We start from the raw sequence: 15,176 nt of genomic DNA, 5'->3' as shown, positions 1-15,176 counted from the left end.
ATCACCCCGGAGCCCGCCTGAGCGCGGGAAGCGCCATGACCCTCGCAACGCCCGCCATCGAACCGACGCCCACCGCGCGCACCGACGCCGCCTGGCTCGAAGCGCACTGGATGCCCTACACCGGCAACCGCAACTTCAAGGCCGATCCGCGGATCATCGTGGAGGCCAAGGACGCCTACTTCACCGACAACGACGGCCGCAAGATCTTCGACGGCCTCTCGGGCCTGTGGTGCTCGGGCCTCGGCCACGGCCGCCTCGAGATCACCGAGGCGGTGAGCCGCCAGATCGCCAAGCTCGACTACTCGCCCGCCTTCCAGTTCGGCCACCCGCTCTCGTTCGAGCTGGCCAACAAGATCAAGGAGCTGACGCCCGCGGGCCTGGACTACGTGTTCTTCACCGGCTCGGGCTCCGAAGCCGCCGACACCTCGCTCAAGATGGCGCGCGCCTACTGGCGCACCAAGGGCCAGGCGAGCAAGACGCGCCTGATCGGCCGCGAGAAGGGCTACCACGGCGTCAACTACGGCGGCATTTCCGTCGGCGGCATCGCGGCCAACCGCAAGCTGTTCGGCCAGGGCGTCGAAGCCGACCACCTGCCGCACACGCAGCTCGCGTCGAACGCCTTCACCCGCGGCATGTCCGAGAACGGCGCCGAGCTGGCCGATCGCCTGCTCGACCTGATCGCGCTGCACGATGCCTCGAACATCGCGGCCGTGATCGTGGAGCCCTTCGCGGGCTCGGCCGGCGTGGTGATTCCGCCCAAGGGGTATCTCAAACGCCTGCGCGACATCTGCACCGCGAACAACATCCTCTTGATCTTCGACGAGGTCATCACCGGCTTCGGCCGCTGCGGCGCGCTCACCGGCGCGGACGCCTTCGGCGTGACGCCCGACATCATGAACATCGCCAAGCAGGTGACCAACGGCGCCCAGCCGATGGGCGCGGTGGTCGCCAGCAAGGAGATCTACGACACCTTCATGGCGGCCGGCGGTGCCGACTACATGCTGGAGTTCCCGCACGGCTACACCTACGGCGCGCACCCGGTGGCCTGCGCCGCGGGCATCGCCGCGCTCGACGTGCTGCAGAAGGAAGACATGATCGGCCGCGTGCAGACGCTGGCCCCGCATTTCGAGAACGCGGTGCACAGCCTCAAGGGCAGCAAGCACGTCACCGACATCCGCAACTTCGGCCTCGCCGCCGGCCTCACGATCGCCGCGCTGCCGGGCGAGCCCGCACGCCGCCCGTACGAGATCGCGATGAACTGCTGGAAGAAGGGCTTCTACGTGCGCTACGGCGGCGACACGATCCAGCTCGCACCGCCCTTCATCTCGGAGAAGGCCGAGATCGACCGCCTCGTCAACGCGCTTGCCGACGCCCTCGCCGAAACCGCCTGATCCACTTTCGAGACCTCAAGACATGCAACACGACAAGAACGTCACCGCCACCATCGGCCACTTCATCGACGGCAAGCGCGTCGATGGCGGCACCCGCGTGCAGCCGGTGTTCGACCCCGCCACCGGCTTCTCGGACAAGAGCGTCGCACTCGCCGACAAGCTCACGGTCGAGCAAGCCATCGCCTCGGCGCAGGCGGCCTTCCCAGCCTGGCGCAACACGCCGCCCCTGAAGCGCGCCCGCGTGATGAGCAAGCTCAAGACGCTGCTCGAAGCCAACGCCGACCGCATCGCCGCGCTCATCACGGCGGAGCACGGCAAGGTGCTGTCTGACGCGCACGGCGAACTGCAGCGCGGCATCGAGAACGTCGAATACGCCAGCTACGCGCCCGAGCTGCTCAAGGGCGAGCACAGCAAGAACGTCGGCCCGGCCATCGACTCGTGGAGCGAGTTCCAGGCAATGGGCGTCACGGCCGGCATCACGCCGTTCAACTTCCCGGTGATGGTGCCGCTGTGGATGTGGCCGATGGCCGTGGCCTGCGGCAACACCTTCGTGCTGAAGCCCTCGGAGCGCACGCCCTCCTCCACCTTGCTGGTGGCCGAGCTCGCGCTCGAAGCGGGTCTCCCGCCGGGCGTGCTGAACGTGGTGAACGGCGACAAGGAAGCGGTCGACGCGCTCCTGACCGATCCGCGCGTGAAGGCGGTGAGCTTCGTCGGCTCCACCGCGATTGCCGAATACATCTACACCACCGGCTGCGCGCACGGCAAGCGCGTGCAGGCGCTGGGCGGCGCGAAGAACTTCGCGGTCGTCATGCCCGACGCCGACATCGGCAACGCGGTGAGCGCGCTGATGGGCGCCGCCTACGGCTCGTGCGGCGAGCGCTGCATGGCGATCCCGCTGGTCGTGGCCATCGGCGACGACACGGGCGATGCGGTCGTCGCAGGCCTCGCGGCCGAGATCGCCAAGATGAAGGTCGGCCCCGGCAACGACAACGGCAACGACATGGGTCCGCTGGTCACCAAGCCGCACTTCGAGAAGGTCAAGGCCTTCGTCGATGCGGGCGTGGCCGCGGGCGCCAAGCTCGTGGTCGACGGCCGCGGCGTGAAGGTCGAAGGCCACGACGGCGGCTACTACCTCGGCCCCTGCCTCTTCGACGGCGTGAAGCCCGGCATGACGATCTACCAGGAAGAAATCTTCGGCCCGGTGCTCGGCGTGGTGCGCGTGAAGACGCTCGCCGAAGCCATGGCGATGATCGATGCGCACGAGTACGGCAACGGCACCTGCCTCTTCACCCGCGACGGCGAGGCCGCGCGCTGGTTCAGCGACAACATCCAGGTCGGCATGGTCGGCATCAACGTGCCGCTGCCGGTGCCCGTGGCGTACCACTCGTTCGGCGGCTGGAAGCGCTCGCTCTTCGGCGACCTGCACGCCTACGGCCCGGACGCGGTGCGCTTCTATACGAAGCGCAAGACCATCACGCAGCGCTGGCCCTCGGCCGGCGTGCGTGAAGGCGCGGTGTTCGCGTTTCCGTCGAACCGCTGATGTGGTGAATGCGCTCGCGGGTCAGAAGGTGGGAATGAATTCGCCGTGTCCGAGCAGCCCGCGCGCCTGCGCGGGATGAGCGGGCATGGCGGGTTCGTTCACACCTTCTCAAGCCTTGTCGGCCTTGCCCGCGGCGTTCGCAAGCTTGCTGAGCATGCGGTCCACGAGCCACGGTTGGCGGTCCTGGTCCTCGGCAAGTTCCTTCCGGCGGATCGCGTTGCGCACCACGATCGAGCCCGCATAGCGCATCGGCTCCGGTGGAAAGTGGCCGAGCGGGCCGTTCGTGATCGGGCTGCGCGTCCACGCGTTGTCCTGGTCGAGCATCAGCGACGACAGGATCTGCCCGCCCATGTAGGTCGGCCCCACGCCGTTTCCCGAGTAGCCGAAGCCGTAGTAGATGTGCGGCGCCCCATCGAGCTTGCCGAAGAACGGAAAGCCCGTAACCGAGCGGTCCGACGGCCCGTTCCAGCTCGCGGTGATCGGTGTCTCGCTCAACGCGGGGAAGAAGGAATGCAGGGCCTGCGTGAGCTCGGCTTCGTACGGCGAGCGCTCGTCGAATACCTTGGCCATGCGGCCGCCCCAGGCGAAGGTGTTGCCGCCCTTGCCCAGCATGATGCGGCCGTCGACGGTGCTGCGGTAGTAGTAGACGAAGGTGCGCGAATCGAGCACCGAAACGCCGTCGGTCAGCCCTATCCGCTGCAGCAACTCGGGGCAGCGCTCGGTGATGATCATGTCGCTCGACACGATGGCGATGGTTCGCTCGAACTGCGGGAAGGCACTTGCCATCCAGGCATTCATCGCGAGCACCAGCTTCTTCGCGCGCACGCTGCCGGTGGGTGTGCGCACAACGACCGGATGGTCGGTGCTGAAGTCGAGCATCGGCGTGCGCTCGTGGATGCGGATGCCCATGGCCATCGCCATGCGGCGCAGGCCCCGCACCAGCTTGCCCGGATGCACGGTGGCCGCTATCGGCGAATACACGCCCGCCAGGTTGCGCGTAGAGCCCGAGCGCCGCGCGACCTCCTCCGGCGGCAGCGTGCGGTAGGAATGGATGCCGCGTGCTTCCAACGCCTGCATCATCGGATCGAGCGTGCCGATCTGCGCCTGCGAGGTCGCGGTGTAGAGCGTGCCGTCCTGCCGCAACTCCGCATCGATGCCGTGTGCCTTGCAGAAGTCGGCGATGTGCTGCACGGCGGCCTCCGACGCCTTCACGAGGCGCACCGCCTCGTGTTCGCCGAACAGCCGGCGCAGCGTGAGGAACTTGGCCGACCAGGTGAGCAGACACCCGCCGTTGCGGCCGCTCGCACCGGCGCCGCAGAGGTCGCTCTCGATAATGACGATGTCGAGCGAAGGCGCCTGCAGCTTGGCCTGAATGGCCGTCCACAAGCCGGTGAAGCCACCGCCGACGATGCAGACATCGGCGCTGTGTTCGCCCTGCAGTGCGGGTGCGAGGTCGCCGTCGTTGAAGAGGGCTTGTTCGATCCAGAAAGGGCGCATGTCGGGCTCGCAGGTTTTCAGGGCTTGCGCCGCATGTCGAAAGAAAACTCGGACTCGCGTTCGACGACGAAACCGAAGCGCTCGTACAGCGCCTTTGCCGGATTCGCCTTCAGCACGCTGAGCGTGAGGTCGACGCCCGCGCGTGCGGCCTCGTCGATGACTTCGGCCAGCAGGCCGGTGCCGATGCCGCCGCCCTGGAAGCCGGGCGCCAGCTGGATCTGGATGACCACCCACTCGTGCGGATCGCGTGACACCTTGAGCAGGCCGACCGGCGCACCTTCATGCAGCAGGATCTCGGCGCACTCGAAGCGATGCATCAGCCGCGCCATGTGATGCGCATCGCTGACTTCGCCTCCGGAAGCGAGGACGTGGCTGTTCATCGTTCGCTGCCGCAGGGCGAGCAGGAAGGGGATGTCTTCCGGCGTGGCTTGCCGGCGCTGCATGGCGAACGCTCGCGCGGCGCTCACGGCTGCGCCGTGGCGACGGGCTTCGCGGCGATCGCCAGGTGCCGCGCGTAGTGCGCGAGGTCCGGCGTCTTCGCATCGGCCAGCTTGGCCGTGTCGTCCCAGCGCCGCAGGCGCACCGCATCCTTTGCATACGGCAGCGCCTCGAAAGCGCTGGCCTGCGCCGAGTCGAACACGCCGCCCTGCAACTGCAGGCTGCGCTTCGAATCGGGCGACAGCGCCTCCAGATAGCCCGGCTCGCGCGCGCACAGGAAGCGCTTGGCATCCACATGCAACCTGATCGGCTCCAGCGTGGCCGGGCCGAACAGCGCACGCAGGAAAGGCAGGCAGCGGTACTGGTGCAGGTCGTCGAGCCCCTGCTGCGTCGGCGTGCCGCCGAAGTCGTGCAGCAGATGGCCCAGGTCGTGCAGCAGCGAGGCCGCGATCAGCGCGCTGTCCGCGCCCTCCTGCTCGGCCAGGTGCGCCGACTGCAGGGCGTGCTCCAGTTGCGTGACGGGCTCGCCGTCGTACTGCGCATGGCCCTTCGTCTCGAAGAGGCCGACGATGTCGTCAAGGCTCAGGCTCATGATTCTTGCGATTACCAGGGCAGCGAATAGGTCTTGGTGTTGGTGAAGCTCTTCATCGCCTCGAGCACGCCTTCCTTGTAGCCCAGGCCCGAATCCTTGATGCCGCCGAAGGGCGTGAGCTCCAGCCGGTAGCCCGGCACTTCGCGCACGTTGACACTGCCCACGTTCAGCTCGCGGATGAAGCGCGTGATGTAGTCCAGCCGGTTGGTGCAGACCGCCGACGAGAGACCGTAGGCCGTGCCGTTGGAAATGCGGATCGCCTCGTCGATGTTCTTGAAGCGGATCACCGGCGACACGGGCCCGAAGGTCTCGTGCTTGGCGACGGTCATCTCCGGGTCGACGTGGTCGAGCACCGTCGGCGAATACAGCGCGCCGCGGCGCTCGTTGCCATAGCGCAGCTTGGCACCGGCGGCAATCGCTTCGTTGACCACCGCCTCGAACTGCTTGGCCGCGGCCTCGTCGATCACGGTGCCCATGTCGGTATCCGGGTCCATCGGGTCGCCATATTTCAGCGCACGGGTCTTAGCGACCAGCAATTCGACGAACTGGTCGGCCACCGACTCATGCACCAGCATGCGCTTGACTGCCGTGCAGCGCTGGCCCGAGTTCTTGTACGAACCGTTGGCGGCGAGCGTGGCGGCTTCCTCGACGTCGGCGTCTTCCATCACGATGATCGGGTCGTTGCCGCCCAGCTCCAGGATCTGGCGCTTGTAGACGGCCTTGCCCGCGATGTACTTGCCGATGGGCACGCCGCCGGTGAAGGTGACGAGGTCGACGTCGGCGTTGGTGAGCAGCTCGTCGGCAATCTCCTTCGGGTCGCCGGTGAGCACCGACAGCATCTGCGGCGGCAGGCCCGCTTCGTACAGGATGTCGGCCAAAAGGAACGCCGTGAGCGGCGTCTTCTCGCTGGGCTTGAGCACGATGCGGTTGTTGGTCGCAATGGCCGGCGCCACCTTGTGGATCACCTGGTTCAGCGGATGGTTGAACGGCGTGATGGCGGTGATGGCGCCCAGCAAGGGTTCGCGCATCGTGTAGACCTTGCGGCTCTTGCCGTGGTGCGTGAGGTCGCACGAGAACACCTGGCCGTCGTCCACCAGCGCCTGGTTGGCGGCGAACAGCAGCACGTCGGACGCGCGGCCCACTTCGTACAGCGAGTCCTTGCGGGAGAGACCCGACTCGAGCGTGATGGTGCGCGACATCTCGTCAAGGCGCGAGGCGATGATCTCGCCCGCGCGCATCAGGATCTTGTAGCGCTCGTAGCGGGTGAGCGTGGGCTTGTAGTCGCGTGCGATGCGCAGGGCATTGCGCACGTCGTCGAGCGTGGCCTTGGGCACGGTGGCGATCACTTCGCCGGTGTAGGGGTACGTGACCTCGATCGTGCGATCGCGATGGACCTTTTCTCCAGCGATGCGCAACGCCTCGCGATGGATGGTGCCTGGCTTCAGGATGGCTTGGCTCATGGGGGTGCTCCGGAAGGCGTTGTCGTTATTGGGCGTGGTTCAGCGCGATATCGAGCGCGTCGAAGTTGCGCAGGCGCCGGTTGGCAGCGATGCCCGTCACCGGACGGTTGCAGATCAGCGGCACACGCTGCTCCGACACGCCGCCGTGCGAGCGCAGTGGCACTTCGAGCGCCGACAGGTCGTGGCGGCTCGCCGCGGTGCCGATCACCGTGTTGCGTTCGCTCACCACCACGATGTCGCCGATGCGGTCGGGCGGCAGCTCGAAGCGCTGCGCGGCGTCCTTGCGCGAGAGCACGAGCTCCATGCCCGGCACCTGCTTGATGCGCTCGATCCAGCCAGGCACGCTCGCTTCGTCGGGCGCGTAGACGGTGGCGAACGAGCCGAGTGCGCCGTGGTGCACCACATACGGATCGGTGATCGGCAGGATCACGCGCGCCGTGCCTGCGCCGTACCACTCGTCGAGCACGTCCTGCAGGTAGATGACGTTGGGCGAACCGTCGGCGCCGTGCTTGTCGTTCATGCCGTGGTCGGCGGTGACCACGATGGTGGCGCCCAGCGCATCGAGCTGCGCGAGGTAGCCGTCCATCATCGCGTAGAAGGCGTTGGCCGCGGGGCTGCCGGGCGCGGCCTTGTGCTGCACGTAGTCGGTGGTCGAGAGGTACATGAGGTCGGGGCGGCGCGATTCCATGAGCTTCACGCCCGACGCGAACACGAACTCGGAGAGCTCCGCGCTGTAGACCGAGGGCACCGGCATGCCGACCATGCCGAGCACGTCGTCGATGCCGTTCTCTTCCATCGTCACCTGGTCCGACTTCTCCGACGAGAAGCAGATGCCCTTCATGCGATGGCCCAGGAGCTTGCGCAGCTTGTCCTTGGCCGTGACCACGGCGACCTTGGCGCCCGCATCGGCGAACGCGGCCAGCACGGTGCCGGTGCGCAGGTACTTGGGGTCGTTCATCATCACTTCCTGGCCCAGCTCGCGGTCGAAGAAGTAGTTGCCGCAGATGCCGTGCACCGCGGGCGGCACGCCGGTCACGATCGACAGGTTGTTCGGGTTGGTGAACGAAGGCACCACGCAATCGCCCAGCAGGTTGGCGCCCGACTTGATCATCCGATCGAAGTACGGGGCGACGCCGGCCGCAATGGCCGCATCGAGGTAGGCCGGCTCGCTGCCGTCCACGCACACGACCACGACGGGGCGCGCCATCCAGCGGTAGCTCCTGGCATTGACTTCGAGTGTCTCCTGGGTCATTTCAGACTTCCTTTTGGGGTGGGTTGTTCGATCCCGCGGTCGCGTCGGAATCGGCGCGGCCAAAGGCCTTGTGCATGCGCGAGCGGCTGCCCGCGACGTGTTCGCGCAGCGCGTGCCCCGCCGTCTCGGGGTTGCCGCTGGCAATGGCCTCAACGATGTGGCTGTGCTCGTCGGCCGAGACCCGCAGGCCACCGCCGCTGTCGAGCGCGCGCATTCTGAAGAGATGCAGCTCCTTCACGAGGCGTTTGTAGGTCTCGGTGAGCTTCTTGCTGCCGGCCGTGTCGAGCAGGATCTCGTGGAACTGCAGGTTGAGCTGTGCGTACTGCTCCACATCCTGTGCCTGGGCGGCCGAGCGCATCGCATCGACCATGGCGCGCAGGCGCTCGATCGCGTCGGGCGCGATGGCCAGCGCCACGCGGCGGCCGATGATTTCTTCCAGCGCCTCGCGCAGTTCGTAGATCTCGTCGGCTTCCTCGAAGGCGATTTCGCGGACGAAGACGCCGCGGTTCTTTTCGTTGCGCACGAGGCCGGCTTCCTCAAGTGCGCGCAGCGCCTCGCGAATCGGACCGCGGCTGGTGTTGAAGCGCTGCGAGAGCTCGCTCTCGTTGATGCGGCTGCCCACGGGGAGCTCGCCGGTCATGATCAAACGCTCGATTTCTTCCTGCATCAGCATCGGCAGCGAGCTGGATTGAAGAAACGCGAGGGCGGCGGAGTGATTGCTGGTGACCATGGGGCGTATTTTCCCGAATAATTGAAAACTGTCAACAATCTTTTATTGACAGTCATCAATCGTCAATCTACATTGCGTTCACCGACCTTGGCACGCCCATTGCCGGCGCCCGCCACTCACCCCTTCAGTGACAGCAAGCCCTCTCAGGAGAAACAGATGACGATGAAACAAAGCACGCGCCGTCTCACGGCCGCCCTGTGTGTCGCGGCCTTCGGCCTCATGGCCGGCACGGCGTGGGCGCAGAAGACCCCGCTTCTTGTCTACACGGCGCTCGAAACCGACGCCATGAAGCTCTACAAGGACGCCTTCGAGAAAGCCAACCCCGACATCGAAGTGAAGTGGGTGCGCGACTCCACCGGCATCGTCACCGCCAAGCTGCTGGCTGAAAAAGCCAACCCGCAGGCCGACGTGGTGGCCGGCCTGGCCGCCAGCAGCCTCGCGCTGCTGCAGCAGGAAGGCATGCTCCTTCCGTACGAACCCAAGGGCTTCAAGGAGCTCAACCCCGCCTATTCCGACAGCGCCCGCCCGCCCGCCTGGGTCGGCATGGACGTGTGGGCCGCGACCATTTGCTTCAACCGCGTCGAAGCGCAGAAGCTCGGCCTGCCCAAGCCCGAGACCTGGAAGGACCTGGCCAAGCCCGTCTACAAGGGCACCATCTCGATGCCGCACCCGGCCTCCAGCGGCACCGGCTATCTCGACGTGTCTTCCTGGTTGCAGAACATGGGCGATGCCGAAGGCTGGAAGTACATGGACGCACTGCACCAGAACATCGCGCAGTACGTGCACTCGGGTTCCAAGCCCTGCAAGCAGGCGGGCGCGGGCGAGTTCCCCATCGGCATCTCGTTCGAGTTCCGCGCGCACCAGGTCAAGAAGTCGGGCGCTCCGGTCGACCTGATCTTTCCGAAGGAGGGCCTGGGCTGGGACATCGAGGCCACCAGCGTCATGAAGACGAGCAAGAAGATGGACCAGGCCAAGCGCTTTGCCGACTGGATGGCCAGCAAGGAAGCCAACCAGATCACCTCCACCTGGTGGGCCGTGGTGGCCTACCCCGGCGTGGCCTCGAAGCTCGAGGGCATTCCCGAGAACTACGAGAAATTGCTCGCCAAGAACGACATCAACTGGGCGGCCAAGAACCGCGAACGCATCCTGGCCGAGTGGAGCAAGCGCTACGAAGGCAAGGCCGAACCCAAGTAAGCCTCGCGGCATTCCCGACTTTCAATCCGCGGGTGCCGCCTCGATGGTGACGCCCGCCAACGACGAGTGCGAAAAATGGATATGACCGACACCAAGTTCATTGCCAATCCGGTGACCACGGCCGCCCCCGCAGCGCTGGAGATCATCGGCGTGCGCAAGGACTTCGAGACCTTCAGCGCGCTGCGCGACGTGCACCTGCGCGTGAACCCCGGCGAAATGCTGTGCTTTCTCGGCCCCTCGGGCTGCGGCAAGACCACGCTGCTGCGCATCATCGCGGGGCTGGAGACGCAGACCGCCGGGCAGATCCTGCAGAACGGCAAGGACGTCTCGTGGCTCTCGCCGGACAAGCGCGACTACGGCATCGTGTTCCAGTCGTACGCGCTTTTTCCCAACCTCTCGATTGCCGAGAACATCGGCTACGGTCTCGTAAACAGCCGCGCGCGGAAAGGCGAGATCAAGGCGCGCGTCGAAGAACTGCTGAAGCTCGTTGGCCTGCCGACCTCGGGCAGCAAGTACCCGAGCCAGCTCTCGGGCGGCCAGCAGCAGCGCGTGGCTCTCGCCCGCGCGCTCGCCACCCGCCCCGGCCTCTTGCTGCTCGACGAACCGCTCTCGGCGCTCGATGCGCTGGAGCGCATCCGCCTGCGCGGCGAGATCCGCCGGCTGCAGAAGCAGGTGGGCATCACGACCATCATGGTCACGCACGACCAGGAAGAGGCGCTGTCGATGGCCGACCGCATCGTGGTCATGAACCACGGCGTGATCGAGCAGGTCGGCACGCCGATGGAAGTCTACGAACAGCCGGCCACGCCCTTCGTGGCGGACTTCGTGGGCAAGGTCAACGTGCTGCGTTCGGTGGCGCTGGGCAACCACCGCTTCCAGGTCGGCGACATGGAGCTCGAATGCGATGCATGCGACGGCGCCTTCGAGCCCGGCGAGGCCGTCAACCTTTATCTCCGCCCCGAAGACCGCGCGGTCGAGCATCTGGGCGACGACACGCCCAACAGGCTGCAGGCCAAGGTCACCAAGGTCGAATTCCTCGGCGGCCTCTGCATCGCCGAGGTGACGGCCGATGCGCTGCACGGGCAGGTGCTGGGCCTGCACTTCTCGCTCAACCAGCTGCACGACCTGGACATCCGCGAGGGCAACACCATCGACATCGCGCTGCGCGCCAACCGCATCCGCGCCTTCTCGGCCGCACGCTCGCCCAAGCCATGAACACGCTGGCCCACCCTTCCGCCGTGAAGGCGTCCTCGTTCGCCGCACGGCCCGCGATGCGCTGGAGCCGCGACGAAACCATCGCGCGCGCCATCCTGTTCGTGGTGATGGCGATGCTGTTCGTGTTTCTCATCGCGCCGCTGGTCACCATCCTCGCGCATGCGGTGCAGGACAAGGACGGCCGCTTCGTGGGCCTGGCCCACTTCATCACCTACTTCCAGACACCGAGCCTGCTGCGTGCGGCCTGGAACTCGGTCTGGGTCTCGGCGGCGGTGGTGGCGATCTCGGTGCCCACCGCCTTCGTCTTCGCCTACGCGCTCACACGCAGCCGCATGCCGGCGCCGCTGAAGGCGGTGTTCCGCCTCATCGCGCTGATCCCGCTGCTCGCGCCCTCGCTGCTGTCGGCCATCTCGTTCGTGCAGTGGTTCGGCAACCAGGGGGCGCTCAAGTTTCTCCTCGGTGGCATGTCGATCTACGGCGCGCCGGGGATCATCCTGGCCGAGGTGTACAACACTTTCCCGCATGCGCTGATGATCCTGGTCACCGCGCTGTCGCTGGCCGACGGCCGGTTGTACGAGGCGGCGACCGCGCTGCGCACGCGGCCGTTCCGCCAGTTCATGACGATCACGCTGCCCTCTTGCAAGTACGGTCTCATCAGCGCGGCCACGGTGGTCTTCACCTACGTGGTGAGCGACTTCGGCGCGCCCAAGGTCATCGGCGGCAACTTCAACGTGCTGTCGGTCGATGTGTTCAAGCAGGTGGTCGGGCAGCACAACTTCTCCATCGGCGCGGTGGTGGGCATGCTGCTGCTGCTGCCTTCGATCGTCTCGTTCGTGATCGACTACGTGGTGCGGCGCAAGCTGAAGGCACAGCTCACCGCCCGCTCGGTGCCCTACAGCCCCAAGCGCCGCAAGGTGGCCGATGCGCTGCTCACGCTGTTCTGCACTGTCGTGTGCGGCCTGCTGCTGGCCACCATCGGCATGGCGATCTACACCTCGCTGATTTCGCTCTGGCCCTACGACCTCTCGCTCACGCTCAAGCACTACCACTTCGTGCTGGTCGAGAGCGACATGGCCGCGGCCTACGGCAACAGCCTGATCGTGGCGATGGTCACTGCCGTGGCCGGTTCGCTGATCGTCTTCGTGGGCGCCTACCTCATCGAGAAGACCCGCAACCTTGGCCTCATGCGCAAGGGCATGCACCTGATGGCGGTGCTGTCGATGGCGGTGCCGGGCCTGGTGCTGGGCCTGGGCTACGTGATGTTCTTCAACCATCCGGCCAACCCGCTGAACTTTCTCTACCAGACGATGGCGATCCTGATCATCTCGATGGTGGTGCACTACTACACCTCGAGCCACCTCACGGCGGTGACGGCGCTCAAGCAGATCGACAACGAGTTCGAGGCCGTGTCGGCCTCGCTCAAGGTGCCGTTCTTCAAGACCTTCCTGCGGGTGACGGTGCCGGTGTGCCTGCCGGCCATCCTGGACATCGGGCGCTATTTCTTCGTGGTGTCGATGGCCAGCTTGTCGTGCGCCATCTTTCTCTACACGCCCGAGACCATCCTCGCCTCGGTCGCGATCATGCATCTGGACGACGCCGGCGACATCGGCCCGGCCGCGGCGCTCGCGAGCCTGATCGTGGTCACCTCGACGCTGGTGTGCATCGCCTACTCGCTGCTTACGCGCGTGCTGCTTGCACGCACGCAGGCCTGGCGCAACCTCGGCCGCGGTTGACGCAGGCCTTCTTCCTCATTTCCTTTCCCCGCCTGGAGACATCATGAGTCAAGCCCCCCACCCCACCTATCCCATCCTGCTCACACCCGGCCCCCTGACCACCTCGGACCGCACACGCCAGGCGATGCTGCGCGACTGGGGATCGTGGGACTCCGACTTCAACCAGATCACCGCCCGCATCCGCAAGGAGGTGCTGAACATCGTGCACGGCACGGGCACGCACGAGTGCGTTCCGCTGCAAGGCAGCGGCACCTTCTCGGTGGAGGCAGCCATCGGCACCATCGTGCCGCGCAACGGCCATGTGCTGGTGCCGAGCAACGGCGCGTACTGCCAGCGCCTGGCCAAGATCTGCAAGGTGCTCGGCCGCAAGCTGACCACCATCGACTACACCGAGGAAAAGCAGGTGTCGCCCGCCGACGTCGACCGCGCGCTCGCAGCCGACCCCGGCATCACCCACGTGGCCGTCGTGCATTGCGAAACCGGCGCCGGCGTGCTCAACCCGCTGCACGAGATCGCGCTGGTCGTGGCCAAGCACGGGCGCGGTCTGATCATCGATGCGATGAGTTCCTTCGGCGCACTGGAAATCGATGCACGCAAGACGCCCTTCGACGCGGTGGTCGCCGCCTCGGGCAAGTGCCTCGAAGGCGTACCGGGCATGGGCTTCGTCGTCATCAAGCGCAGCACGCTCGAGAAATGCGAAGGCAACTGCCACTCGCTGAGCATGGACCTGTACGACCAGTGGGTGTACATGGAGAAGACCACGCAATGGCGCTTCACGCCGCCCACACACGTGGTGGCCGCGCTGGACACCGCCATTGCGCAATACATCGAGGAAGGCGGCCTCGCCGCGCGCGGCGCCCGCTATGCGCGCAACTGCAAGGGGCTCATCGACGGGCTGGCCGCGCTGGGTTTCAGGAGCTTCCTCGATCCGGCCATCCAGGCGCCGATCATCATCACCTTCCACGCACCCGACGACGCCAACTACGACTTCAAGACCTTCTATCAGGAGGTGAAGAAGCGCGGCTACATCCTCTACCCCGGCAAGCTGACGCAGGTGGAGACCTTCCGCGTGGGCTGCATGGGGCACTTCGGCGATGCGGGCATTCCGGGTGCGGTGGCGGCGATTGCCGACACGCTCAAGGCGATGAACATCCGCCAGGTCTCCGCGCCCGTGGCTGCATGAGCGCCGCGCCGGGCCGCCCCAAGCAAGCTCGCACCGCAGTGCAGAGCACGAAGGTACGCCGATGAGCGAAACCACGCCGCGCCGCTACGTCCTCACGCTGACCTGCCCGGATCGCACCGGCATCGTGGCGGCCGTGGGCAGCTTCATCGCCAGCCACGGCGGCCTGATCTCGCAGGCGGCGCAGCACGGCGATGCGCTGCACAACCGCTTCTACATGCGCGTGGAGATCCAGGCCGACACGCTGCCCTTCTATCTCGATGAGTTCCGCGAGCGCTTCGCCCCGCTCGCCAGGCAGTTCGAGATGGAATGGGGCATCTCCGACAGCTCGGTGAAGAAACGCATGGTGGTGCTGGTCAGCAAACTGGACCACTGCCTGAACGACCTCCTGCACCGCTGGCGCAACAAGGACCTGCACTGCGAGATCCCTTGCGTGATCTCCAACCACAACGACCTGCGCTCCTTCGTCGAGTGGCACGGCATCCCCTACTTCCACGTGCCGGTGACGCCCGAGACCAAGGAGCAGGCCTACGCCGAAGTGGAGCGCCTTTTCCGCGAATTCAGCGGCGACTTCATGGTGCTCGCACGCTACATGCAGGTGCTGTCCGACGGCATGACCGAGCGCCTGCGCAACCGCATCATCAACATCCACCACAGCTTCCTGCCGGCCTTCGTCGGCGGCAAGCCGTACCACCAGGCCTTCGAGCGCGGCGTGAAGATGACCGGCGCCACCAGCCACTACGTGACCGCCGAGCTCGATGCCGGGCCGATCATCGAACAGGGCGTGATCGACATCGACCACGGCAACTCGATCGAGGAGATGGTGCGGCTGGGCAAGGACATCGAAAAGAGCGTGCTATCGCGCAGCGTGCGCCACCACCTCGAAGACCGGATCCTGGTCCACCGCAACAAGACGGTGGTCTTCAAGTAACCCTCCCACCGGACGAATCCCCA

At 66.2% G+C, this 15,176-nt stretch carries 13 protein-coding genes; 7 read left to right on the top strand and 6 right to left on the bottom strand.

What is annotated here, in order from left to right:
- Positions 1–35 precede the first annotated feature (35 nt).
- Together GNX71_RS08880 and GNX71_RS08875 are read left to right on the top strand one after the other, a co-directional pair.
- The gene (locus GNX71_RS08880; RefSeq protein ID WP_206177976.1) at positions 36–1,391 is read left to right on the top strand and encodes an aspartate aminotransferase family protein; all 1,356 of its coding nucleotides are present in this window, start codon (positions 36–38) and stop codon (positions 1,389–1,391) included.
- 22 nt (positions 1,392–1,413) lie between these two features.
- Positions 1,414–2,931: a CoA-acylating methylmalonate-semialdehyde dehydrogenase gene (locus GNX71_RS08875; protein WP_206177975.1), complete on the top strand. Its 1,518-nt coding sequence runs from the start codon at positions 1,414–1,416 to the stop codon at positions 2,929–2,931.
- Between the two features lie 108 nt (positions 2,932–3,039).
- On the opposite strand, the gene GNX71_RS08870 is transcribed toward GNX71_RS08875, so the two are convergent.
- Genes GNX71_RS08870 through GNX71_RS08845 form a run of 6 tightly spaced genes read right to left on the bottom strand, consistent with a single transcriptional unit; the run spans position 3,040 to position 8,900 of the window.
- Positions 3,040–4,428 carry an FAD-dependent oxidoreductase gene (locus GNX71_RS08870; protein ID WP_206177974.1) on the bottom strand — a complete coding sequence of 463 codons (1,389 nt, stop codon included), beginning with the start codon at positions 4,426–4,428 and terminating at the stop codon, positions 3,040–3,042.
- A gap of 17 nt (positions 4,429–4,445) precedes the next feature.
- Positions 4,446–4,895, bottom strand: coding sequence for a GNAT family N-acetyltransferase (locus tag GNX71_RS08865; RefSeq protein WP_241027204.1), 450 nt, complete (start codon positions 4,893–4,895; stop codon positions 4,446–4,448).
- The gene (locus GNX71_RS08860) at positions 4,892–5,458 is read right to left on the bottom strand and encodes a phosphonate degradation HD-domain oxygenase (protein WP_206177973.1); all 567 of its coding nucleotides are present in this window, start codon (positions 5,456–5,458) and stop codon (positions 4,892–4,894) included. The genes GNX71_RS08865 and GNX71_RS08860 overlap by 4 nt, the downstream gene beginning before the upstream one ends.
- Before the next feature lie 11 nt (positions 5,459–5,469).
- Entirely contained in the window at positions 5,470–6,918 is a 1,449-nt protein-coding gene (gene phnY, locus GNX71_RS08855) for a phosphonoacetaldehyde dehydrogenase (RefSeq protein ID WP_206177972.1), read from the bottom strand.
- Positions 6,919–6,943: 25 nt separating this feature from the next.
- Entirely contained in the window at positions 6,944–8,170 is a 1,227-nt protein-coding gene (gene phnA / locus GNX71_RS08850; RefSeq protein ID WP_206177971.1) for a phosphonoacetate hydrolase, read from the bottom strand.
- Between the two features lies 1 nt (position 8,171).
- Positions 8,172–8,900, bottom strand: a complete 729-nt coding sequence (locus tag GNX71_RS08845; RefSeq protein ID WP_206177970.1) for a phosphonate utilization associated transcriptional regulator — start codon at positions 8,898–8,900, stop codon at positions 8,172–8,174.
- Between the two features lie 162 nt (positions 8,901–9,062).
- Between GNX71_RS08845 and GNX71_RS08840 the strand changes: the two genes are divergently transcribed.
- From GNX71_RS08840 to purU, 5 genes are all read left to right on the top strand, one after another.
- Positions 9,063–10,094 (top strand): putative 2-aminoethylphosphonate ABC transporter substrate-binding protein, encoded by a 1,032-nt coding sequence (locus GNX71_RS08840; RefSeq protein WP_206179389.1) that lies wholly within the window; start codon positions 9,063–9,065, stop codon positions 10,092–10,094.
- Between the two features lie 75 nt (positions 10,095–10,169).
- Positions 10,170–11,309: a putative 2-aminoethylphosphonate ABC transporter ATP-binding protein gene (locus GNX71_RS08835; protein ID WP_206177969.1), complete on the top strand. Its 1,140-nt coding sequence runs from the start codon at positions 10,170–10,172 to the stop codon at positions 11,307–11,309.
- Between the two features lie 56 nt (positions 11,310–11,365).
- Entirely contained in the window at positions 11,366–13,042 is a 1,677-nt protein-coding gene (locus GNX71_RS08830) for a putative 2-aminoethylphosphonate ABC transporter permease subunit (protein ID WP_206179388.1), read from the top strand.
- 43 nt (positions 13,043–13,085) lie between these two features.
- The gene (locus GNX71_RS08825; RefSeq protein ID WP_206177968.1) at positions 13,086–14,225 is read left to right on the top strand and encodes a 2-aminoethylphosphonate--pyruvate transaminase; all 1,140 of its coding nucleotides are present in this window, start codon (positions 13,086–13,088) and stop codon (positions 14,223–14,225) included.
- Positions 14,226–14,286: 61 nt separating this feature from the next.
- A complete protein-coding gene (gene purU, locus GNX71_RS08820) occupies positions 14,287–15,153 on the top strand; it encodes a formyltetrahydrofolate deformylase (RefSeq protein ID WP_206177967.1) in 867 nt (288 codons plus the stop codon).
- The last annotated feature ends 23 nt before the right edge of the window (positions 15,154–15,176 follow it).

It is taken from the genome of Variovorax sp. RKNM96 (assembly GCF_017161115.1).
Lineage (GTDB): Bacteria > Pseudomonadota > Gammaproteobacteria > Burkholderiales > Burkholderiaceae_C > Variovorax.
The sequence above is the reverse complement of the archived record's forward strand: the minus strand, read 5'-3'. Positions and strand labels throughout refer to the sequence as shown.